Source organism: Martelella sp. FOR1707 (genome assembly GCF_053484265.1).
Window position 1 is genome coordinate 18,417 of record NZ_JBAKFP010000012.1, and the last position, 22,392, is coordinate 40,808.

Genomic DNA, 22,392 nt, shown 5'->3' on the forward strand with positions numbered 1-22,392 from the left:
GATTTATATGGCCGTATCGGCGAGGCACAAACGTCGTCGTCCGCTAGCATTTAGACGAAAGTCTTAGCGATAACTGTCATTGAAATGTCCGGTTTTGTTGACACCCCGCATTTTAGTCGCTTGACTAAAGGGTGTAAATCACCCCTGAAATGCATCGAATACGGGAAGCCGTCATGCCTCAAGCACGCAATTTTCTTCGCTTTACAAATGAAGCCAGCCTTGAGGGTGAAATTCATCATAACGGTACCCTCTATCATATTATTGGTGAACCTTCAGGACCGTACAACTTCCATATGTTCGGATACTCACCGCGCGGTCGAAAGGTCCCGATCGGCGGCATCGGAAAGCGTTTCGACGCCAACGGGAATGAATATCTGCATCTAAGTGTGTCACTGCCAGATGGCCCGTTCGAAGCAAACTTCACCGAAGATCCGCGAACGGTCGCATTCCTGCCTCTTTCTCCTCAGAACATCACAACGTCGACTGATAAGGCGACTGCGGGCTAAACCATCGCGCGCAGAGTGCTTCCAGCAATGAGGTAGCGGCCAATTGGCCGCGGCTTTGTCTCGAAGTCCGCCGCCATCTTTTCCCTTCGCGGTCAATGACCAAGCATCTGCAAGGCCGATGACATCTGTCTAACCGGGCTTCGGCTTCGCCTACGGCCACGCCATCCCAACAGATTTGTCGTGACAGCGACGGAAAAGCCATCGGGCGTTCAGCGCCCCTCCTTTGCCCACGGAAAACTTGGATTCCCGTGGAAGGACTGGGCGCCTTGCCCATGGCGGACCGTTGAAAACTGATGCAATCGACGGAGCAAGAATGAAGGATTCTGAACGCTTGAACTATGTCCGGTTCAACGAAAGCGGCGAAACATTTGAAGGCAATATCGCATCGTTGGAATTCGATGAAAATATTCGCGGCGTCAAACTTGACAGCAACAATGAAGGCTCACCTGCATATCGCGTTTACGGCAAAACCCCGAAAGACCGGGAGGTGGAGATCGGCGCAGTTTGGCGGCGCAAGAATGATCAGGGGCAGGAATACCTTCAGATGTCCGTTCACATGCCAGGCCGCACCGTGCGTGCAAACCTTGGCAAATATCCGGGCGAAACTGATGATAATTTGATGTCCGTGATCTTCTGGCGAGATCGAATGCCCTGATCAATACGGGCCAGCGCTTCTGCGTTTGCCCTTTTGCTCCATGCGATGAAGGTCGACCTAAAAGCCGACCTTCATGAGCGGGATACCTGCCTTGCGTGCCTTGTCGGCCAGGTTCTGGTTGATGCCATTACCGGGCGTGACGATCATCCCCTTGGGCATCATTTCGACAATCTTGTCGTTGCGCTTGAAGGGCGCGGACTTGTTGCGGTGCGCGGTCCAGTCGGGCTTGCAAACCACCTGCGCCACCTTGCGAAGTTCTGCCCATTTGGCGGCGATGAGCTCGGCCCCCTTGGGCGAACCGCCGTGGATCAGAACCATATCCGGGTACTTCTTGTGCGTCTGGTCGAGAGCATGGAAGATGGCCTCGTGGTCCTGATAATCGGCGCCGCCCGTGAACGCGATCTTGGTGCCGGTCGGGCAATAGATTTCCTTCTCTTCGTGGCGCTTCCTGGCGAGATAGTCGCGACTGTCGATAACCGCTGCGGTGAGCCCATTGAACGAGGTCTTTGAACCAGTGCGCGGCAGCCATTCACAGCCGACGCTTACCCTATAGTGATCCGCGGCAAGATCTCGCATCGCCTCGAAGGCATTGCGCATTTCAGTCAGCGTATCCCCTTCGGCAGCTTTCCTTTCCAGTTCGACGCTGCTGATCTCACTGCCATCCTGGACGGCGATCAAGCTTCGCTGTTCGGCTTCATTGTCGTCGAGCTTCTTCTGCGCTCGGGTCACACGGCGGTGAAACACATTGGCGACGGCCCACAGCACCTCGGACAGTTCGTCCTCGAGCCGGGTGTTTGTGAACATGGTTTCAAGGCTTTCGAAGATGCCCGCGACGCCAATCTCAACAGCCTCTGCGTCGGGAAGAGGGCGGTAGTCGTGCTCATCGCCGCTCGGGCGGTAGCCAAAGAGGGCGATTTCTTGGAGGAGGTGCGCGGTCGGGCTCTGCGGCTGCTGAACTTCGGTTGTGTAGGCGTTCATCGGTTCGTCCTCTCGTTTTCCTTGCGGTTTGTATGGGGCGATAACAGAACCGAAAGGGCAGGGCTGACACCCGTAGGGCCGAGCGCTAGCGCTGGACCCCAACCGAAAAGAAAAGGGGAGGGTCCACTGAGGGTGGAAACCGCTTTTGTTGAGAGGGCGGGGTTGTCCTTTGTCCTGTCAGACCGCCTTTGCGGTCGGCTTTCGGTTCATCGCCAAAGCCATACAAGCCGCTACGGAAAACGACTTGTCAGGCGAGACCGTGCGTCGGCCAACTGCTATGGCATGCGCAGACCAGCCCATGGTACCGGTCTGGTGATCGCCGCCATGATCTGCCGGTCGAGGTTTTCCCGCAGGACCTGCCTGCCCAACTTGCGCAGATCGTCGTTGAAGTCGTTGAGCGTCGGCACAAGATCGATCACCTCGATGCCTCGCTCTTCGGCCCGGCTGCGCAACTGGCGACTTGCCAGTTCGCCGGCATCATCGTTGTCGTGGCCGATGAACAGCCGCGTGCAGCTCAATGGCGGATCGAACAGAGACAGATGCGTTGCCGTCAGGCAAGCGGCCAGCTCCGCGACCGGATACACCGAGCCGATGGACAGCACTGTTTCAATGCCTTCTCCGGCGATGATGTCGCCGCCCGCACTGCTTGAGTGAAACCTCACGGCGTTTCCGTAAAGCTGCCCCGAAACCCGCTTGGGTTCGGTGATGCGCGCGACAGTGTTGCTTTTCAAATCGAGCAAGGTCCGCGCACATGCCATGACCGCGCCGTCATTATCCGTCACGGCCGCCAGCATGGCAGGCAACTGCCGGGACTGACCGTCCTCATCGCGGAAGAAAACGCGGGGATGATACTTGAGGGCTGGCCCGAAGCGGCTGATATTCCGCCCGCGCAGATAGCGCTCTACGGGCGTATCCTTGAACGGTTTGCCGTAGGAGAAGAGCTTGCGGCCGGATTCGACCTGATCGACATTGGAGGGTGGCTTCTCGTGATCGTTCGCGGCTCGTCCAGGATCAGCCGACACCTCCGGCAGATTCAGGAAACGACGGGCTTCCTTGCAGGTTTCGGCAAAACTGCCTGTCCCGACGATGCTCTCCAGCAGATCGAGAAGATCACCATACTCATGGGTCGCACGATCGGCCCACTTGCCAGCCTTGCGCGCGCCAGCGTCTTGAAGACGCACGGCCATGGATCTACCGGCGTCACCGTACTTGTTGCCCACCTGCCAATAGTTTCCCGCCCGCCGACCGGCGGGCAGATATGTACAGCAGAACTGTTCGGTTCGCGCAGCGAGCTGATCGGAAAGTTGAGAGGCAGAAATCATGTCCACCTCTCCCTGACTGCGACGATTTTCGTGCCTTCCAGCACTTTTGCGAGAACGCTTTCGTCGTCCGGAACGAAAAGGCGTGTCTTCCATGCGATGGTCTCCGTGTAGCAGCCAAGCGCTTTGAAAGCTTTCAAATCCCCCGGTTTGAAGTCTAGCATCTCGATGCGGTGGCGATCCATCACTTTCGACCGCCGAAGCTTGATTTTATTGAACAATGTGAATTGGGCATTGCCAATGAGGAGGGCTTTCAGCACCTCCTCGGGATCAAGCTTGATGGCATCCGAAACGCCAAGCTGAGCCGCGAGATTGACCGCATCGATATGGGTCAGCATGCGGCCCAGGATACGCTCTCCGTCCTCGGCAGTGAGGCGGTAGACCTGCGTGTTGGACTGTGGAAGGTGCTGCCAGATCGGCAGCAGAAGGCCGGCGACAATCGTGATCGTCGATGTGTCGAATTGGGGGATGGTCTCGACCTTGGTCGCCCATGCCCTTTCGAACGCAGCACGCTCGACGGGCTTCCAGCTGGAATCCGCCAGAGTCGATCGGTGCATCGCCTTTTTAAACATCGGCTGGATCAACTGCACGCGCCGGATCGGATCGCCCGCTTCGGTGAACCAGGTCGCCGATGGGATAACAATGGCAGCGGCGCCGGTCTTCTTGTCGACATAGGTTTGGGCGTCAGGCTGACGCTCCAGAAACCGGCGCGCATCGTCGAGCGACATCGGTTTGTTTCGGGTCAGCCTCTCGATCGTCAGGATCTCGGTCTTGCTGTGACCGTGTTCGTAGATCGGCACGCGCTTTTTGACGGTGAAGCGTTCACCCGTGAGCGTCTCAAGGCCGACCTCATAGGTGCCAGCCTCGATCGCCTCTTCGACGATCCCGTCGAGGATTTGGGTGAATGCTTCAAACACCGTGTTCTGCATGGCAATCGTGAGCGCCAGGCAGCGGTTGAGAAACTGGCTGATCGGGGGCAGGGTTTCGCGTAGCGACCCGTCCTGATCGGTCAGCGCCAGAGCGGTCACCTCCTCGAACTTCGTCAGCGAGCATGACAGGATCTTGCCGGCATAGAGCTGGCTGAAGAACCGGCGCAATGCCGCGCGGGCGTAGTCGCTCTCAAGATTGTCTTCCGGTCGGAACATATTTTGACCGCCAGTCTGGCGCTGACCTTTGGTGATGGCGCCAAGACTGTCGAGGCGACGTGCGATCGTGGACAGGAACCGCTTCTCGCCTTTCACATTGGTCGCACAGGGGCGGAACAAGGGCGGTTGCGCCTGATTGGTCCTGTGCGTGCGTCCAAGCCCCTGAATGGCCGCATCCGCGCGCCATCCGGCTTCCAGCAGATAGTGGACACGTTTGCGCGTATTCGTCGCTGCAAGATCGGCATGATACGAACGGCCGGTCCCGCCAGCGTCCGAAAATGCCAGTATTTTCTTGCTGTCGCCCATGAACGCGTCGGTTTCGGAGTAGTTCGACGATGCCGGCCGGCGCTCCAGTTTCATGCGCCCGTCGCGCGTCTTGACGATGCGGCGCGAGCGGCCGGTGATTTCGGCGACCTGTTCGGTCCCGAAATGGCAAATGATCTGGTCAAGGGCCGACTGGACTGGAGGCAAGGCGCCAAGATGCTCGATCAGGTCGTCGCGGGCCTCGACCGCTTCACGGCTGACAACCGGATTGCCGTGTGCATCGTGAACAGGGCGTGAGCGCAGTTCCCCGTTCTCGTCCTCGAAGGCTTCGAAAAGCTGGGTCGGAAACGAGCTGTTGAGATAGTCGAGTACGTACTCGCGCGGTGTTACATCAACGTTGAGGTCATTCCATTCCGACGGCGGGATTTCCGCAATGCGGCGTTCCATCAGCGCCTCACCTGTCGATACGATCTGGACGACGGGCGCGTGGCCGTCATCGATATCCGCCTGCATCGCCTGCAAAACCGAAGGGCATTTCATGGCGGTGATCAGATGGTTGAAGAACCGCTGCTTGTTGCCCTCGAACGCCGATCGCGCAGCGCTCTTCGCGCGCGGATTGAGCGTTGCTCCATCGGCAGTAATGCCGACAGCTTCCAATGCCTTTTCGAGGTTCTGGTGAATGACCTGATAGGCGTTGGCATAGGCATCGTAGATCTCGGTCTGTGCCTCGGTGAGGTCATGGACGAGCATATCATACTCGACATTTTTGAATGAAAGCAGGCGAGCCGTATAGAGGCCAAGCGCCTTCAGGTCGCGTGAAATCACCTCCATGGCAGCGATCCCGCCGCCCTCCATGGACGCGATGAAATCGGCCCTTGTGCTGAAAGGAAAGTCACCGGTCTGCCAGAGGCCGAGCCGTGAGGCATAGGCCAGATTGCTGACCGTTGTGGCACCGGTTGCCGAAACGTAGAGAACCCGCGCATTAGGTACGGCATTCTGCAGCAGAAGACCCACGCGACCCTGCGCCGACGGCTTGCGTTCGCCGCGCTCGCCCTTGGCGCTGACGGCGTTGGCCATTGCATGGGCTTCGTCAAACGCGATCACGCCGTCGAAGTCATGACCGATCCAGTCGAGGATCTGGGCGAGGCGGCTTTTCTTGTCCTGCCTGGCCTGGCTGCGCAGCGTGGCATAGGTCACGAACAGAATGCCCGGCTGATCAGGGATCGACCGTCCTTGCGGAAAACTTGAACTCGAGATGATATCGGCGGCCACGCCGCCGAGCGCCTGCCAGTCACGCCGGGCATCCTCGATGAGCTTATCGCTACGCGAGATCCACAGCGCCCTCCGGCGTCCCTTCAACCAGTTGTCGAGGATGACGGCCGCGACCTGTCGACCCTTGCCGCAACCGGTCCCATCACCGAGAAAGAAACCGCGCCGGAACCGTGCGTTTTTCAGGACGGTCTTCGAGGCGTCCTCCGGCAGCGCTTCGACCGAAAAGGCGCTGGCTTCAGCCTTTGCCGGCTGGATCGACGCAAAGTCATCGACCACATCGTAAGTGCCTTTCAGAAACGTCTCATGGGCCTCGCCGGCATAGATCACGGTTTCGAGCTGAGGGGCTGACAAGACGCCATCGGCTATCAGCTGCGCTGGAAGGCGGGGCCGATAAGAAGGAAGCGGGGCCTGTACGGACGCCATGGCGGCCGACTGGACCAGTTCGCCGGGATGCGGCTTGGCGTGATCAATCGCGATCGTCTGAACCTCGTAGGGCTCGTAGATTTCATCTGAGCCCTGACCGTCGACGCTCATGTCGTCGCGGGCCCGATAGGCGACGTCGCAGATCTCGGCGTTGTCCAGGGGATCCGCTGCGGTTTTTTTGACGGCCGCGCGTGCATTGGCGCGGATCTGCGCCAATGCCGGGGCGACCGGAGCCGGGTGCGACGTTGTCGAGGGCGTCGTCGTTGCCAGCCGGGCAGGGCAGTGCTCGACCACAAGGTCCAGCAGCGCGCCTGCGGTTTCGCAGCGCGCAAACGCCCGAGACTCGACCGACTGCGGCACCTTGTCGAACACGGTCACGCGCGTTTCGACTGTCGTGCCATGCCGCGCATAGGCTTTGCCCGAAATCGAAGCGGTGAAGACAACTGAAGCCGTTTGCTGCAGATCGCTAAAAAACGAACGCCACGAATGCGACTGCGCCGTAAAGGAAGCGCCGGAAATCAGCACAAGGCGACCGCCAGTACGAAGACGGGCGAGGGCAGAGCGCAAGTGATGCGCAGTCGCGGCCCTGTAACGGCGCGTGACGCCCGGTGCGGCCGAAAAAGGCGGATTCATGAGAATGACCGACGGATCGACCGACGGGTTGAGCCGGTCATGGATTGTGCCGGCATCATGGCGGGTAACATCTGATCCCGCGAACAGCTCACCCAGCAAGGCTGCGCGCGTTTGCGAAATCTCGTTGAGATGCAGGTCTGCGCCGGCCATGGCGGCGAAAGCAGCCAAAAGTCCCGTGCCGGCCGACGGTTCGAGAACAAGGTCGTCGGCGGTGATCGCCGCCGCATGCGCGGCGGCGAATGCCAGGGGCAGGGGAGTGGAAAATTGCTGAAGAGCCTGAGATTCATCGGAACGCTTCGTCTGGCTCGGCGACAGGCTGGCGATGGTCTCGATCATCGTCACCAATTGCTGCGGCGTCTTCGCCTGCTTGCGCATGGTGGCGCCGTATCTTTTCAGGAACAGAACCTGGGCGCATTCGGCAGCCTCATAGGCGTGCTTCCACAGCCAGGTTCCGTCTGTATCGGAACCGCCTGACGCTCGCTCCATGGCGTCTCGCAACGCAGATGACGAGATGCTGGTCCCGCTTTCGAGGATCGGCAACAAGATCCTGGCTGCGTTCAAAATGGCGGCGGGATGATCGGTGACGGGGGTTCCGGTCGTGACGGCTTCGACGATGGTCATGGGGATCTCCGGCTTGGTTGACGGTTGAGACCTCCCCTTTCTCTGTCCTGGGAAGGTTCAAACCTTCCCGGTCCCCCTCTTGCTTTTGGTCCGAAGACGAACAGCAACATAGAAAAAGCCGCCCGGTTGTTCGGACGGCTTTTGACTTGTGGCTGTGGGCCGATGGCTATGCGGCGAGAACGTTACGGGCCTCCGCCAGGCAGTCGTCCATTGTTGAAAACCCCCAGCATGAATCGATGACTTCATCGTCGTCGCCCATGATCTCGAAACCGCAATAGTCTCCGCGAAGATAGGCGTCGTAGTCATCCACTTCCGCCCGCAAAATGTCGAGCGCGCGCTCGCGCATCTTGGAAGACAGACGTTTTGCGCCGAATTCACGTCGGGCGTCTTCGAGCGTGACGAAAACGTATCCGACCTGGCCGCTGTCCCATGGGCAGGAAAATCCGGTGGTGTTCATCGTCAGGCCGCTATGGTCGTAGAGATAGAGCGGCAGGATAATTGCGTTTCGCAGAGCGCGTTTTTCGATCGCTTCCAGATTGAAAGGCGCTTCATCCTCATAATCGGCAAGGGCTATAAACAGCTCCTGATTGTCGCGATAGCTGTGCTTGTCTCCAAGGTTATAGCGGGGATGCCAGCAGATCATCGTGCCCAACGTGTCGCGCTCGATACGCGGGTTCATCGGATCGGGATCGGGCACGATCCGGATTGTCTTGTCATGAAGGGTTTCGCGGTGCAGTTCAAACATGCCGTGCTCCTTGTTCAGATACACGGCGAAAGCGCCGCCCTCGAACATCGAGGCGGCGCTCATGGCTGCGATGTTTTATGCTGCCGTATCGAGCGTCGGAATGCTGGACACATCGACGGAGCGTTCGGCGTGCCAGGTGTCATAGGCACTCTGCATGCGCAGCCAGAGGCCGGCGCCATTACCAAACAGTTTGCCAAGCCGAACAGCTACTTCCGGGCTGACCGGCTTACGCTCTGCCAGAATGGCATGAAGCTGTTGGCGCGAGATACCGAGCATACGGGCGATCTCGCTGATGGACTTGCCCGTGGCCGGAATAACGGTTTCACGCAACAATTCGCCCGGATGCGACGGGCAGCGGTCAGGATTGCGGGCCATAATCGTCACCTCTCAGTGATACTGTTCAAAATCGACCACGTAGGCGTCACCATTCTCGAACTCGAATGTCACGCACCACGGGCCATTGACATGCACCGTATAGCGGGTTGGGCTAAAACCGGTGAGGCTATGAAAATTGAAGCCGGGAATGTTTAGATCCTCCGGCCGTGAAGCCGCGTCCAAAGCATCGAGGCGCAGCAGGATTCGCTTGTGAAGACGGGCATGAATGAAGGATTCCGGGCTGAAGCCACTATTGGAGATTCTGACGCGCCGGGCCTACCCGATGAAGTGGCCTGCCGGGTTGGCCCTGGCTGTATGCTCAGGAAATGTCGCGAGGCCTCCTCAAGGGCCTAGCAGCAACGATCTGGCATTTTCCGGGACTGGGCTCATGCTAGCCAGTTTTCAACCTGGAGACCGGGCACCCGCAGGAATTCGCGCGTATTGGCCGTTACCAGCACAGCATCGACAGCCAAGGCATGGGCTGCAATCAGCAGATCATTTGGACCGATCGGCGTACCGGCAGCTTCGAGGCCTGCTCTGATGCGGCCGTACCGGGCATGTGCTGGCGCATCCAATGCGAGTATTTGCATGCCGCCAAGAATGGCCTCGACCTGGGTCGTCAGCTTGGCAGATCCCTTGCGTTCACAGCCATAGCTCAGCTCAGCCGCGGTGATGATGCTGACGCAGATCGTATCCTGCCCGACATCAGCGATATGGCCGACGATGGCGCCGGCCGGATTACGCGCGAGATCCGACACGATATTCGTGTCGAGCATGTAAAGACGGCTCAAAGGTCGATTTCCCTTGCCGGCAGCAGGGTCTCATCGACGTCGGGGAACTGGTCATCAGGGCCGAGCGGCTTCAGTCGCGCCAGAATGTCCAGAAGATCTTTGTTGGGGGCAGGTTCGATCACAAGTCGGCTTCCCTCCCGATGTATCAGCACACGGTCGCCCGGAAGTTCGAAGTCGGCCGGGATACGGACCGCCTGACTCTTGTTATTGCGAAACAACTTGGCTTCGCGTGCTTCGGACGCTTGGGGCTGGGGCATGATAACCTCCTGTCAAAATTTTGTATATACTGTTGCATATACTCGGCCGGATGTGAGATTTCAAGCATAGTGCGAAGCGTAGCACGGCTTTCCATCCCACAGACGGGCATGAATGAAGGATTCCGGGCTGAAGCCACTGTTGGAAATTCTGACGCGCCGCGCAGGACCGATGAAGTGATCGGCATGTGGAACGACATGCTCGGTCAACGGCGCCTCGTTTTCACTCGACGCGTCGAGCGATCCGATCGGCCGGACCTCGGCCATGGATTTGCCGATGAGCTTTGTGACCTGCCAGAAATCGACGTTTGTCTGATCATAGCCCCAGGACGCCACGAAGATATGGCCGACCTCGATGCCTGCATTAGACGGTCGATATCGCGTCTTGCTCGCAAGTGTCCTGCGGCGGTCCCGAAAGCCTGCTTCGATCCGCTTGTCTCGCGCTTCCGGAGTTTTGAACCAATAATGCCACTCGGGGCGCGCACGCTTGCCGACAAACAGCTTGGCGCACGGCCTGCCGCGGTTTTCGAACAGATAGGCGACGGCATCGGATTCCGGATCGGAACGCACGTCAGCACCTTCGGGAATGAAGTCTTCACGTTTCGGTCTGTAAGCTCGCATGGGTTTTGTCTCCGTATCGAACGGCGGAGAAAACAACTTTCTCGCTCTTGTTTTCCGTTCACGGAAAAGACGGCCGCCCTCTAACTTGAGAGCGACCGTCCCCCGGAGACCTGGTGGTGATGAGATCTATTCAGCGGCGGCTTTCAGGAACGCCGGCAGCACATCGGGTTCCGGGTTTTCGACCACGCCCTGCGGCTGCTCATCGGAACTTTCGAAGGCCATACCCTCGGGCAACCAACGCGCTGTGCGTCGAGCCGTTTCCGGATCAATGCCGACACGCTCGTCAGCGCCTTCCCGGAAAGCAGCTTCCATCGAAGCGGCCAGCGCGTCTTTCTTGAAATCGCGCCGCTCATCTGCCCATTTCTGCCCGATAACCTCTGCAGCGACGGAAAGGGCATGCTTTCTCGGAACGCGCGACCAATAGTTCTTCGCGTCCGGACGCCAGCAATATGCAACATCGGTGCTGCAACGCCGTCCAATCTCCTCAAGAACAGGCGAGCTATGGTCGTCGTTCGCCAACTGCTGCTGAACAGCCTGCGCTGTTGCCCAGGCGAACAAAGCCTGTTTCTTTTCCATCGGCAGCGCGGACATCGTGATGAAGTCCTGTGGACTTTCGAGCGAGATCCATGACAGGTCGAGCGTACTCTTGATTTCCTCAAGCATGGCAGCCGCGACTGTATCCTCCAGATATTCACGGCTCTTGAAGACCTCCGCCTGACGCATCGAGATATCGATCGGCGCGGCGGCATAGGCGATGGGCAGGCGGACGATCATCGAATAGAGCATAGCGTCAAAGGCGGTTTGATAGTCGCTGGCAAGGTGGGCCTGCAGGTTCTGATGCCGGATGGCGCGCAGATCCGCCGAAAGCGAATTCGACACGCCAGCCTCCTTGCGCTTTTCCTCGGCCGACATCGCTTCAGAACCACCAGAACGAACCTGCTGTCGCTTGTCGTCCGGATGCACCAGGCCGGCCTCAACCCTCAACGCTCCGCGGTGGTCGATGGAAACAACGCAGCCTGCCCGGGCGCGCTGTTCATCGGTGTATTCCGACCGGTTCACGTCTGCGGAAAGCGCATCCAGATCGTTATGAAGTTGATCCCAGCGCGCCTGCACCTCGTCGGTCCAGGCCTCCTCTCCGATCTCCTCCATCTGCTCGATCTCGCTGTTCAAGGCATCGAGCTTGGCCTGATCATCGGGCGCAGGCTCGACGGGGAGGGGGTATTCCCGACCATAGCGCACATACTGATCATAGGTGACCGAGAGATGCACATCGACCCACTTCCACTGGCCTTTCAGCTTCTCGGCCTCGGCGTTCAATGCCTCGGTCGCCAGACGATGCAACAAAGCAACATCTTCCAGAACAACGTTGTCGGCTTCGGAAAACAGATCCCTGCGCACCGTTCCACCGGCGGCCGTGTAGGCATCGACGCCGACAAATTGGGCGACACTATCGCTCGCCGACACTTCGTCCTCCGTAGCCAGGTGGCGAACCTGATAGGCGTTGATACCGTGATAAGTAGACCTGAGCTGCTCGAAGATCTCGACCTGACGGCTCCGGTCCTTGCAGATCGTGAACGCCGTCAGCGCATCCAGGGAGAGCTCGTCGTTGCGGAAAGCCGTGAGAAGAACCGGATCGACCTCGGCCAGTTTGAGGCGGCGCTGCACGAGGTTTTCGGTCACGCCGAACTGATTGGCGATTTCGGTGGCCTTATAGCCCTTTTCGATCATCGCCGCGAAGGCTTCATACTGGTCGGCGGGGTGCATATTGGCACGCACGACGTTTTCCGTGGTCGAGCTGATGATAGCCTGCTCTTCGGTCTCGACCTTGCAGGGAACGGCCGTGTCGCCCGGCAGCGCGCCTTCTTCGAGCAGCGCCTGCAGCTGCTTCAGCCGGCGACCGCCGCCATGGACCAGGAACTTGTTCTTGCCTGCGGGATAGACGAGCAGGTTTTGCTTGATGCCGCCGTCGGCTTTGATCGAGGCTTTCAGCTCCGCATCGGCGGCCGGGCCGGCCTCGGTCTTGCGAACGTTGTGCGGGCTGAGCGCGAGCTGCCTGACGGGGATGATCTTGATGTCGTTAGAGCTCATTCTTGTTCTCCGGTATCGGCCGGGAGGAAAGTCTTTCTCTCCTTTTGGAAGCCCGGCAACCGGGCTTCGCTGAACTCTTGCTCTATCTATGAGTGGAGCCGGTACCGTTGACAAAATCAACGTTTCGGTTGTTTTTTGTTCTTATATATGTTGCATTAATGCGCAGCGGCAATTTCGCAGCCAAGGCCCCACTTTGGCGAAACCCCTGTACGAGGCAGGTGCCGCAACAAAAAACGGGCTTCGCGCAGTGGCGAAGCCCGTTTGATCCACGGAAAATTCCGGGCAAGGCACGCGGGTCAATGCCTCTGCAAAGCCCGTTCGACGGCGGCGGGTTCACGATCAATCACAGTCAGAAGCACCCGCGACGAGGGGTCAACCTCCGAGCGCCCCTGTTCCCAATCGCGCAGCCGTCCGACTGAAAGGCCGAAACGGGCCGCAAAGACTTTCTGCGAAAGGTTTTGTCGCTTGCGGATCGCTTTAACATCAACCTTTTCAGGAATATGGATACCATAATCCGCAACATCGACTTCACCGGAGGCATAAGCAAGGGCCTGCCGCGCGCCTTCCAACATTCTCGAACCTGCTTTGCTCATTTCTTCGTGCTCCTTCTTTTTGCCTGCTTGCGAAATTCATCAGGCAGTGCCGATAAAATCGCCCTCATTTCGTTCCGGTCCGCTTTGCTCAAATTCGCCTGAGACGACTTGCTGTAGATGTCGAGCAAAAAAACGGGAATATCAGCGTCAGCATAAAATGTGATAATCCGATATCCGCCGCGCTTTCCCATCCCTGGCCGCGCAAACCTGAGTTTTCTAGCCCCGCCCGTTCCCGGTATTATGTCGCCGGCGTCGGGGTTTTGGGCGAAATGATCGATGATCGCGGACAATTCCTCGCGGGAAACATTTTCGTCCTTGGCCGATGCCAGATAAGCGGGCGTTTCGATAACTGTATGCATGCGCTTTATATACGGGCTATCCGTACCTTTTGCAAGAAGACAGTACGGGTGAACCGTACTGTCTTCTCAGGTGTCAAGCGATCAAGCCGCTATGCTTCCGATGGAAGTTTCGCCTTCGTCCTCATCCTGTGCCCGCTGCGCATGCATCCAATCGACCGCCTTCTGCGCCTCGCTGGCGGCCCGGAAGATGAATTTCTTGTCGTCCTTCAGTGATCGCAGCCAGCTCTCGACATATGCCGCAGACTGTTCGAAATCAGGGACCAGCCCGAGTGAAACGCAAAGCATGGCGGAACCGATCTCGGCACAAAGCTCCTCAAAGGCCAACTCTGATTTGCGGGTAAATCTCTGATCGCGATCAAGCCGGCGTTTATGGCTCGTCGCGTGAATCATTTCATGAGCGAGGCTGGCATAGTATCCGTTGGCTGAGTGAAACGTTGCGATTGGTGGCATGTGCACATAGTCATCGAGAAGATGATAGAACGCCTGAGGTTCATCAGTCGTTCGTATCTCGATACCGGTCGCGGCGAAGAACCGATCCAGCTCCACATTGGGTTCCGTGCCGAGGTCGCGCGGTTCGTCCGGGTCAGCGCCGTAAAAGTAATCCGGCAGACCGTCGATCTGATCGGCATTAAATACGCGATAGCCACGCGCATATGGCCGCACGACAGTTTCGCCTCTATCGGGGTCATCAACTTCGAACGTGCCGTATTTGACAACGGGAGCGGACTTCTCACCTCGGCGAACCTGGGCGTCCATGGCCTTTGCCTGTTTGTAGGTCAGCCAATAGGTCGATCGGTATCCATTTTCGGCAGCGATGCACCACAGGATGACAACATTGATGCCTTTATAGAACTCCCCGATTGAGCGGCGCGGGAAGCCCGCAAAGCCGGCGCCACCCGTCCACGGCTTCTGCCAGGGCGGAGTGCCTGCCTCGATTGCCTGGATAATCCTATCAGTAACGAGTTGATAGATATCGGGTCCGGTGTTTTCTCTGTTCACGGTCATGCTCCTTTTTTCGAGCAGGCCGGAACAGCTTTCCCTTCCTTTTGAGCCCGCTCATCGGGCTCCGGCCGGTCTCTATCTCTTTCGACCCGAGACAAAGGTTCCTGTTCGGACAGATCAGCGGCCTCGATGATGGTCTGATACTGTTGCCGGTCTGAGAATCGAGCATTGCACCACGACCAGCTCGAAACGAGCTGGGAGGCCCCAAAAAGGAAATGGAGAGTATCGGAGCGCTCAACATAGTGACGGCTGACAAGCCGGGAGCGCGGGAATTCTCGACGGGTCCGGACGGCGGAGAATGCAGCCGTAGGAGCCTTAGCGAAACGACGTCCAAAGGACGCAAGGCGGGACCGACTGAATCGCTGACCGGACCTTCATTATTCGTTTAAAGGCTATCGAGGAGCAACGGACGAGCGATCGTTACCCGAATGGGCGAAGACGGCCTTTGGCTGGCTTCGTGCCTCCGGCGTAGAGCGCGTTCCCGAAGGGGCGGCCCCGAAATCACCCACACCAATGCCGCCTTCTCTCGTTCCAGGCGGCCGATCCGCCCCGATATCGCAACGCAAGCCCCTCTCTGACGAGAATTTGCCCAGCGTCCCTGCCGTCGACCTCGACATGGATCAGATTCCGGCCGTATTTGTCGGTTGTCCCGCTGTCTATAATTTCGACGGTTCCGGCCTGACCGATCAGCTCCCGCAACCTGTCGCGTGCCTCATACCCCATCTTTTCCTCATAGCTGCACCGCGGCTTGGAAATCTCGGGCGTGTCTATGTCGAGCAAACGCATTCTCTGACTGCCGATTGTGATGGTGTCCCCGTCGTAAACGCTGATTTCCCCGGCGCTGGTCTCGATCGTCGTTTGCCGGCCGTATTTTTCGGCCTGCCGGCCGATCTCGCGAAGGACCGATTTCGGGACGCCGATCGATTGAACGAAGCTGCTGGCCTCCGGAACAGCGGCAATGATCGCTATGGCCCCGGCAATACCGAGCAAAAACTTGGATCTCATGCGTTTCATGTTGGAATTTCAGCCTCCTAACCCACTATTGGAACAGCTCTTGGCAGCTTTGACCCGGCCGCGCGGCCAATTTTCGAGCGAGCAGCCCGTGCAAGGACTTCTCGAGATGCAATTCCCCCTCGGCGGCTTTCCGGGCCATTCCCCGCAAATAGCCTCCCGGCGAACTGACCTCGCCGTCGGCCTGTTTTTGGGCGGTGATGACAAGGGCGAGCGCAGCGAGCCCTTGCCCTGCGACTTGTCGCATTTCTGCCCAGGCGTGAGCCGAGACGCCGAGCATGGGGCAAAGTTCCGCGGCGTATGCGTCCAGCTCGCGCCAGCTTCGCGGCGGTTCGGCGGAAAGCTCGGAAATGATCGGGCATGCGGCCAACACGGTTCGAAGATCTATCCGCCGTCCGGATTTCACCGATTCTCCGGGTTGCTCATGCCCCTCAACCTGCCGAGGCTCATTTTCAAGAGCCATCTTTTCAGCGCTGAAGGCGCTGTCAGCTTGAAAACCAGAGTGTTGCGCGTTAGCGCAACTCCGTTCTTCATTACAAGATACAGTTTCAGGTTGGGTTGTATGTTCTAATAGGTGCCCGTCAGATGACGCCTTGGTGTCAGTTTTCTTGTCCAAGTCACTCATGACGAGGGCATTGAGCACCGTCCAGAGGCGTTCGAAATCGCGGTGTATCCGCTCCAGATGGTCGACGCTGGCGCGGCCGATCTTTCCAAGAAGGGCCCGGAGCTGGTCGAAGCGCTGGGCAATCGAATGCCAACGGGTCGGCTTGACCGTCTCCTTGGCGATTTCGAGCGTTGCCATGATATCGCGGCGCAGTGACGTAATGTCGTTGCGCAGAACACGGCGGCGCTGATTGTCCAGGTCGTACCTGTCGGCTTTCGCTGTCAGCTCATCAAACCGCCCTTCGAGCAAGGCGAGGCTGATGCCGTGGGCGTGAACGATGCGGCCGGAACGATCGCGCTGGCCGGATCGCCGGCAATTGGCGCTGTCGTGATGCGAGATGATGCCCATGTCGGTCAGTGACCGTAGCGCGGCGCGTGTCGCGTTGACGCTGATATTGAGGTGGCGGGCCATGGCCTCGTTGGACAGCCAAACGATCGGCCGAGATCCGTCTTTCCAGTCCTGATCATAGGTGGCGTCGAACAGGATATTGAGAAGCAGCATCTGCGTGGTGTTCGTTTTCAGAACGGGACGTATGCGGTTCAGGAGCCGCCTGATTTCAGCGCGGCTATGGTCTCCGATCGGGGCCTTGGCCGCGAGATCGGAAAAATAGGCACGCTCGGGTGTCTGTTTGCGCCACCCGGTCGATGATTTTAACATTCCGTTTTCCTTGCTTTCGAGCAGGAAGCAGGCAAAGGGGTATCGTGCGCAGAAACTGCGTTTTTCCTCTTGCCTGCGATGTCGGGTGAATGCTAAAAAGAGCCTATCAACGTCTTGGCTATTTTTAGCGCTAAGCCCCCGCCGGTTGCAGCCGCGCGGGGCTTTGTCGTTCTGGGGCTACCTCAAATTGTCTCTCCTTTTTGTCGCGCTGAGTTTGACTTCACCGAAGCCCAAGTAGATTCAGCGGCATCCGCCAACTGGTTCTGTCTCGCGTTGATCAAGCTATAGTCGCCACCCACAGCGCAAATTGCGCTGCCGCCGGCAATTCCTTCCGAGAGCATACATGCGCAGACGGGAGCTTCGGCTGTGTTTGCTCGTGCTATGCTCATCCCTGAACCTCACGCGTCTCAAAGCCATAGTCGATCATTGACCGGTATCTGTAGCCGGGCAGGGCGGGACGTTGGCGGCCAGCAACAAGACTGCGAATGGCCCTCAGTGCATTCGGGAAAGCGTATCCATAGCGCTCGATGAGCCAGAACCCGCAGCACGCGAGGACCAGAGCGATGAAGGTCCATAACCGCAGGTGCAATGTCAAAAGCAGGAAGAAGAATATCAGGCGAGCATCGAAGATAAGCAGGCGCGGTGTTCGCACTGTTTCCCGCCAGTAAACCGGCGCGCCGTAGATATTGAAGCTGCTTTCCGCCATCAGTTCGCCACCCCGACATTTTCGAGGAACAGGATGCCGATCATTTGACCGGCCCGAACCTTGACCAGGGGTCCGCTCGGCGCGTTGTTGTTGAGGTCACTGGAAATGGCGTCGCCAGCTGCGGCGACGCCGGCATAGATGCTTTCGTTCACCGCCGGCTTGTTGGTGATGATGGAGCCAATATTGTCGGAAATGCCAACATATTGCTGTTGCGGTTGAGACAGAGAGCCGCCCAGACCGGAAATGAACGCGGCCGCCAGTTTACCGCCGTAGCGCTGAAAATAACGACGGTCGATGTCTGTTTTCACGGCGATGGTCGACTGCTGCGCATCGATCGCATAGGCGCTGGTGTCGTAGTTTGCGCCATCGGGCATCACGATCCGATCGAACTGAATGACAAGCGCGCTCTGCGTCTTGTTCACCTCAAAAGCGCCAATGGCGCGGGTGCCATCAAGGGGGCCATTGATGATCTCGGCGATCACCGGTCCGGGCGTATCGGAATCGGAAGCGTTCTGGATACGCGCCATGACCGTGTCGCCGGCGACCGCATAGGTTTGAACCGACGAAGATCCGGATGTCTGGACGGAACCACTGCCACCGCCCTGTCCATTACTGGCCGTGAGCTGTTCAGGCGGCGTATAAAGGTCCTGCTCGACGACAACTGTTGCCTGTGAGGCCACAGGCTGCCAGGACTGAAGCAATCCTTGCTGTTGCGCGCTCATGGCGCTCGCAAGCTGATCGATGCGTCGATAGTCAGTCTGCGGTTTGGGGGGCTGCCGCCGATCGGCGGTTCGGTACTCAACAGGCTGGTCGCGGCGCTCAATGACATTGGCGGGCGCGACCGGCCGTTTGACCGGCGGCGGATCTTTCTTCTGCCCAATCGTATCGATCGACCGCATGGCTTCGTCAGGTGTCGCGATGAAGCTTTCGTCGTTTTCGAAAGCAGTCTTGGCACCAATCTCGTTCGACTGATCGAGCGTAGTCTGGTAGCGCTCTGACCGTCCTTGTTGCTCGCCGCCGGGCGTACTCTCGACATTCGGTGGGCGCGCAACGCTCGACGATGGGACGGGCGAAGACGAATAGCTTTGCCATAAGACGAAACCAAGACCGACCGCGATCACCAGAATACCGCCATAAACAATGCGATTGTTGCGCTGCGCGCTCCGATCAATCGTGGAACGCCGTTCATCGTTCATGGGCGATTCAGTCTCGACTTCCGGCGCGGCCTGGTGCGTTTCGCTGGTATCGGGGTTGTTATGGTTCTCGTCAGATCGGTTTTCTGAATCGGTCATTGGAAAATTCTCACTTTCTTGACAGAGCCATCGGACGAGATCAGTGCCACGGGCGTAGGTTTGAGCTTGTAGGCGTGAACCGAGCCAGGACCGGTCAGGCTTTCAGTCCAGGATGGTGAAAGCAGCGTGCTGGTCGTGCGGATGTAGAGATCCTTTCCGTATCGCCACGCCGATACGGACGGTTCGTCCGTGGAAAGCCTCGTGGCGTTTTGTGGAATGCCAGCACCTTGGACAAACGCCATCATGATCTGGTTGGAGGCGCGGCTCGGCGGAGCACTTACGGCCGTGGAAACATGCGCGTTCGGGCCAAGACCGTCGACCTGATAGTCGCGCCGATATTGGGTGACCTTTTCGTTTGTTTCGACGTCGATGATCAATGGCCGGTCCTCACCGACCAGAGAAACGGTCAGGTTTGTAAAGGCATGCGGAAGAAGAGGCGTGATCATGAGCTGATTGCTCCCCTCCTGCATGGCATAGACCTGAAACGCATTGGGGCGACCGACGCCATAGCTGGCAATGGGCCAAGCCTTTCCGGTGCGGTCAAAGAAGGCGAGGTTGGTGATCGTTCCGGGTGAGGTTTTGATGGCGGTGGTTTGTGCGGATGCCTCAAGCGAAACCTGAACCTGATCAGAGATCGCCTTCGGCCGAAATCCAGCCGCGGGTTGAGCTGCGGCTTTCTGGCTTTCATTCACTCGCCGCTTGTAGTCGCGGATCAACTCGGGGGTCATCGGCATTTGAGATTGAACCGCAGCTCCGTAAGCCGTGATTTCTTCCGGCGAAAGCGGGCGATCCAACTCATCCAGCGACTCGAGTAGGTGGTCAGACCCAATGACAGGAAACTCGCGGTCGGGCCGCTCGTATTGTTGCTGGTCGGCTTGCTGCTGATTAATCTGTTCGGCGCGCTGCGTGCCTTGTGCAGCCGCCTGGGCAAGTCCGCTCGGCGCGTCCTGCGCGCGAGCGGGTGTCGTGGTCACTAGTAGAACGCATAGAAGGGCGCCTGAAGTACGCATTGTCATTAGGCGCCTCCACGCGCTGCGATAAAGCGGTTGATCGCGACGGCTTCAGGGGTCTGATAGGTTTCCATCCGATTGATGGTAACTGTCACAAGAAGATCCTGCCCCGATACTTCACTCGCGGATTCATAGGTGATGCGGAGCGGAATCTGCACGACCCACTGATAGACGCCACGAGCGTTTGGCCCCTGTGAAAGGATCACTGCGTCTTGAACAACCGCCGTGGTATTCAGCCTGCGCTCCTTCACCATTTCGAGCTGACCGCTCTTGTCGAGAGCGTCGATGAACGAGTTCCATCCGGCGGGCTGCGTGAAATACTTCTGCACGGCTGTGAGGTCGGCGCGATAATTGGTGAAGGAGTAGGTCAGCGCTGCGGTAACGGCCTGGGTGGCGAAGTCGGCGACTTCGTTTGCATTGAGGTGCGGTTTATCCAACGCCACCAATGGCAAGATTTGGCCGTTGGTTGTTGTCGCAAAATAGCGGGGCTCGGGCTTATGGGTGGCAAGATATGCCGCAGCGCTCACCGAAACGACGGTTGTGACCAGAAGCGCACCGCTGATCACGCACATCACCCGGAAAGCTGTCCGATATGTCTGTGTGCGCTTCATGACGGTTTCGAGCGCGCCGTAGGATTGTTCGCTCATGTCTCACTCCATCGTGAGCGCCGTATCGAGCGCTTGTTGGGTGAGGTTGCCAAAAGCGAACTGTCCGCCCTCGGATGTCTTGTAAATGAAAAAGGGAACGCCCTTGATCCCGTTCTGGCGCATCCACAACACGTTTCTGCGAAGAATATCCGCCGTTTGATCGTCGATCCTGTCGGAAGCGATTGCCGCAACCTTTTGGCCACCAACGCTCGAAGTCGCGGCATACTCATTTTTCAGGAAAACCGTGCCGACATCATCCGACTGGAGGATGGCGGCGGAGATATTGAAAGCAGTCTCGGAGAGGATCGGTGCGAGTATGATGCGAAGGTCGATATCGCCGTTCTGAATGAGCGGCTTCATTGAATCGATCGACCATGCACAATGCGGGCACGTTGGATCGGCAAGCAGAAAAAAGGTCGGTGCATCGGGCTTTGGATTGCCAACCGGGAACCACGCGCTGAAATCATGGGCCTGCTGCACCAGCTCATCCAAAGATTGGGCGGTCGGAATGTCTGGTGTATTTTGAGAACCGACCGACGCCATCCTGGGCGGTTTGCTTGCCTCAACCTGGGCGGCTGAAGCGGCCGGCGTAGCATCCTCGCCCGGTTCAGCCACATTCGAAGACGGCGCCTCGTCAGTTTCCGCAGGAACTGCCTCGGTCAACCGCTTAGGGGGTTCGAGAGCGTCGGGGTTCGATGCAACGGGTTTCTCTTTGGCGACCTTCGGTGAAGGGGGCCGTGAAGGAGAGGGGGCGATGGCGGTTTTGAGTGAGACGGCATTCGGCTTGGTCGATAGCAACGCGCCGGAAATGTCCTCGCCTTGCGGCCCGACGACCGAGCCGAAGATCGTCAGTCCGTCCTCTGTTGTCAGCGCAAATTTCTCCGTGCCGTCACCCTGCGGCAAAGCCCATGCCTGCATACCACCGACCTTCATCAACGGGCGCGCGCCGTAAAGGTTGAGCTGGTTTTCGATGAAAGGTGCTGCTGATGTGCTGCAACCGACAAAGGTGGTCTGCCAGGGCAGATCGATGTCGGCCTCAGTGACGTTTTCGGCGATTGCCCCGAGTGGCCACAGGCCGAGTAAGGCGGCGGGGAAAAGGACGGACGGAGAAACCGCCGACTTGCGTTTGAACATTAAGGAGGCCCCGATGCTAATTTGTTCCTGTCAATGTTGCATTTAATGACGTGAGCCTGTAGTACATCAAGACATTGGAGCTGTGAAGTCCCCTTGGAAGACGGGTGATTTCGGGGAAAAATAAGACCTCATCGGGGGCTCTCGTGACAAAGCAAATTGAGTTATACGAACACGAATCGTATCGACGCAACCTTAGTTTGTTGAAAAATAGCTCTAAATCGCCTGTTGCTTTCGCGCTCGTGGTCGCTGTGGCCATATCGGCGGTCAACCTCTACCTGTTTATGCGTCAACCAGAGGCGGTCAAATCAAGCCGGGTCTCCGACGCAACATCGGCGCAGGTCTCAGAGCTACATTCAGAGGTACAACGGCTTAAAACCGCGCAAGCTGACCTGGTGCAGCAACTGAACACTCTGACCGCCAGGAACGGCGTCCTTGAGCGCATTATCGGTCACGTGAATGAGCTGAAGAAACAGGACGAGTTCATCCTGAACGAACTGGTCACGCTCCAGGGCACCAGCGGGCCTCTTGGCTTTCAGGCCGCAAATGGCGGCGTTGGCGTGCAGCACGAGATTGTAACCCATCCGGTCGTCGCCATGCCGGCCCCGGACGGGGATAGTGCGGAATAGG

At 58.2% G+C, this 22,392-nt stretch carries 23 protein-coding genes; 3 read left to right on the forward strand and 20 right to left on the reverse strand.

From position 1 onward, the window contains the following. The first annotated feature begins 173 nt into the window (after positions 1 to 173). Entirely contained in the window at positions 174 to 506 is a 333-nt protein-coding gene (locus V6765_RS23520) for a hypothetical protein (RefSeq protein WP_448433036.1), read from the forward strand. Positions 507 to 819: 313 nt separating this feature from the next. After that, entirely contained in the window at positions 820 to 1,161 is a 342-nt protein-coding gene (locus V6765_RS23525; protein ID WP_448433037.1) for a DUF736 domain-containing protein, read from the forward strand. A gap of 57 nt (positions 1,162 to 1,218) precedes the next feature. On the opposite strand, the gene V6765_RS23530 is transcribed toward V6765_RS23525, so the two are convergent. From V6765_RS23530 to V6765_RS23625, 20 genes are all read right to left on the reverse strand, one after another. Next, positions 1,219 to 2,139 carry a DUF2493 domain-containing protein gene (locus tag V6765_RS23530; RefSeq protein ID WP_448433038.1) on the reverse strand — a complete coding sequence of 307 codons (921 nt, stop codon included), beginning with the start codon at positions 2,137 to 2,139 and terminating at the stop codon, positions 1,219 to 1,221. A gap of 275 nt (positions 2,140 to 2,414) precedes the next feature. After that, entirely contained in the window at positions 2,415 to 3,461 is a 1,047-nt protein-coding gene (locus V6765_RS23535; RefSeq protein WP_448433039.1) for a DUF7146 domain-containing protein, read from the reverse strand. Next, positions 3,458 to 7,816, reverse strand: a complete 4,359-nt coding sequence (locus V6765_RS23540; protein WP_448433040.1) for a strawberry notch-like NTP hydrolase domain-containing protein — start codon at positions 7,814 to 7,816, stop codon at positions 3,458 to 3,460. The genes V6765_RS23535 and V6765_RS23540 overlap by 4 nt, the downstream gene beginning before the upstream one ends. Positions 7,817 to 7,982: 166 nt before the next feature. Then, positions 7,983 to 8,561 carry a hypothetical protein gene (locus tag V6765_RS23545; protein ID WP_448433041.1) on the reverse strand — a complete coding sequence of 193 codons (579 nt, stop codon included), beginning with the start codon at positions 8,559 to 8,561 and terminating at the stop codon, positions 7,983 to 7,985. Positions 8,562 to 8,636: 75 nt separating this feature from the next. After that, positions 8,637 to 8,936 (reverse strand): HigA family addiction module antitoxin, encoded by a 300-nt coding sequence (locus tag V6765_RS23550; RefSeq protein WP_183488856.1) that lies wholly within the window; start codon positions 8,934 to 8,936, stop codon positions 8,637 to 8,639. Positions 8,937 to 8,948: 12 nt separating this feature from the next. Beyond that, positions 8,949 to 9,197 carry a type II toxin-antitoxin system RelE/ParE family toxin gene (locus V6765_RS23555; protein WP_448433066.1) on the reverse strand — a complete coding sequence of 83 codons (249 nt, stop codon included), beginning with the start codon at positions 9,195 to 9,197 and terminating at the stop codon, positions 8,949 to 8,951. 125 nt (positions 9,198 to 9,322) lie between these two features. Then, a complete protein-coding gene (locus tag V6765_RS23560; RefSeq protein ID WP_230721878.1) occupies positions 9,323 to 9,727 on the reverse strand; it encodes a type II toxin-antitoxin system VapC family toxin in 405 nt (134 codons plus the stop codon). Beyond that, entirely contained in the window at positions 9,724 to 9,984 is a 261-nt protein-coding gene (locus tag V6765_RS23565) for an antitoxin (protein WP_448433042.1), read from the reverse strand. Before V6765_RS23565 ends, V6765_RS23560 begins: the two co-directional genes overlap by 4 nt. Positions 9,985 to 10,044: 60 nt before the next feature. After that, positions 10,045 to 10,638 carry a hypothetical protein gene (locus V6765_RS23570; protein ID WP_448433043.1) on the reverse strand — a complete coding sequence of 198 codons (594 nt, stop codon included), beginning with the start codon at positions 10,636 to 10,638 and terminating at the stop codon, positions 10,045 to 10,047. Between the two features lie 90 nt (positions 10,639 to 10,728). Then, on the reverse strand, positions 10,729 to 12,690 hold the full coding sequence (locus tag V6765_RS23575) for a ParB/RepB/Spo0J family partition protein (protein WP_448433044.1): 1,962 nt from the start codon (positions 12,688 to 12,690) through the stop codon (positions 10,729 to 10,731). A gap of 296 nt (positions 12,691 to 12,986) precedes the next feature. After that, positions 12,987 to 13,283: a helix-turn-helix domain-containing protein gene (locus tag V6765_RS23580; protein WP_448433045.1), complete on the reverse strand. Its 297-nt coding sequence runs from the start codon at positions 13,281 to 13,283 to the stop codon at positions 12,987 to 12,989. Further along, entirely contained in the window at positions 13,280 to 13,642 is a 363-nt protein-coding gene (locus V6765_RS23585) for a type II toxin-antitoxin system RelE/ParE family toxin (RefSeq protein ID WP_448433046.1), read from the reverse strand. The genes V6765_RS23580 and V6765_RS23585 overlap by 4 nt, the downstream gene beginning before the upstream one ends. A gap of 81 nt (positions 13,643 to 13,723) precedes the next feature. Further along, positions 13,724 to 14,647 carry an ArdC family protein gene (locus tag V6765_RS23590; protein WP_448433047.1) on the reverse strand — a complete coding sequence of 308 codons (924 nt, stop codon included), beginning with the start codon at positions 14,645 to 14,647 and terminating at the stop codon, positions 13,724 to 13,726. Between the two features lie 498 nt (positions 14,648 to 15,145). After that, a complete protein-coding gene (locus V6765_RS23595; protein WP_448433048.1) occupies positions 15,146 to 15,658 on the reverse strand; it encodes a thermonuclease family protein in 513 nt (170 codons plus the stop codon). 25 nt (positions 15,659 to 15,683) lie between these two features. Continuing rightward, entirely contained in the window at positions 15,684 to 16,976 is a 1,293-nt protein-coding gene (gene repC, locus V6765_RS23600; protein WP_448433049.1) for a plasmid replication protein RepC, read from the reverse strand. A 385-nt stretch (positions 16,977 to 17,361) separates the two neighbouring features. Beyond that, complete coding sequence (gene icmT, locus V6765_RS23605; RefSeq protein ID WP_448433050.1) at positions 17,362 to 17,682, reverse strand: IcmT/TraK family protein; 321 nt, start codon at positions 17,680 to 17,682, stop codon at positions 17,362 to 17,364. Further along, positions 17,682 to 18,974 (reverse strand): DotG/IcmE/VirB10 family protein, encoded by a 1,293-nt coding sequence (locus tag V6765_RS23610; protein WP_448433051.1) that lies wholly within the window; start codon positions 18,972 to 18,974, stop codon positions 17,682 to 17,684. Before V6765_RS23610 ends, icmT begins: the two co-directional genes overlap by 1 nt. Next, positions 18,971 to 19,948: a DotH/IcmK family type IV secretion protein gene (locus tag V6765_RS23615; protein WP_448433052.1), complete on the reverse strand. Its 978-nt coding sequence runs from the start codon at positions 19,946 to 19,948 to the stop codon at positions 18,971 to 18,973. Before V6765_RS23615 ends, V6765_RS23610 begins: the two co-directional genes overlap by 4 nt. A gap of 41 nt (positions 19,949 to 19,989) precedes the next feature. Then, positions 19,990 to 20,631 carry a type IVB secretion system apparatus protein IcmL/DotI gene (locus tag V6765_RS23620; protein WP_448433053.1) on the reverse strand — a complete coding sequence of 214 codons (642 nt, stop codon included), beginning with the start codon at positions 20,629 to 20,631 and terminating at the stop codon, positions 19,990 to 19,992. 3 nt (positions 20,632 to 20,634) lie between these two features. Further along, the gene (locus tag V6765_RS23625) at positions 20,635 to 21,765 is read right to left on the reverse strand and encodes a hypothetical protein (protein WP_448433054.1); all 1,131 of its coding nucleotides are present in this window, start codon (positions 21,763 to 21,765) and stop codon (positions 20,635 to 20,637) included. A gap of 143 nt (positions 21,766 to 21,908) precedes the next feature. Here V6765_RS23625 and V6765_RS23630 point away from each other — a divergent pair, with 143 nt between their 5' ends. Further along, positions 21,909 to 22,391 carry a hypothetical protein gene (locus V6765_RS23630; RefSeq protein WP_448433055.1) on the forward strand — a complete coding sequence of 161 codons (483 nt, stop codon included), beginning with the start codon at positions 21,909 to 21,911 and terminating at the stop codon, positions 22,389 to 22,391. Position 22,392 lies beyond the last annotated feature (1 nt).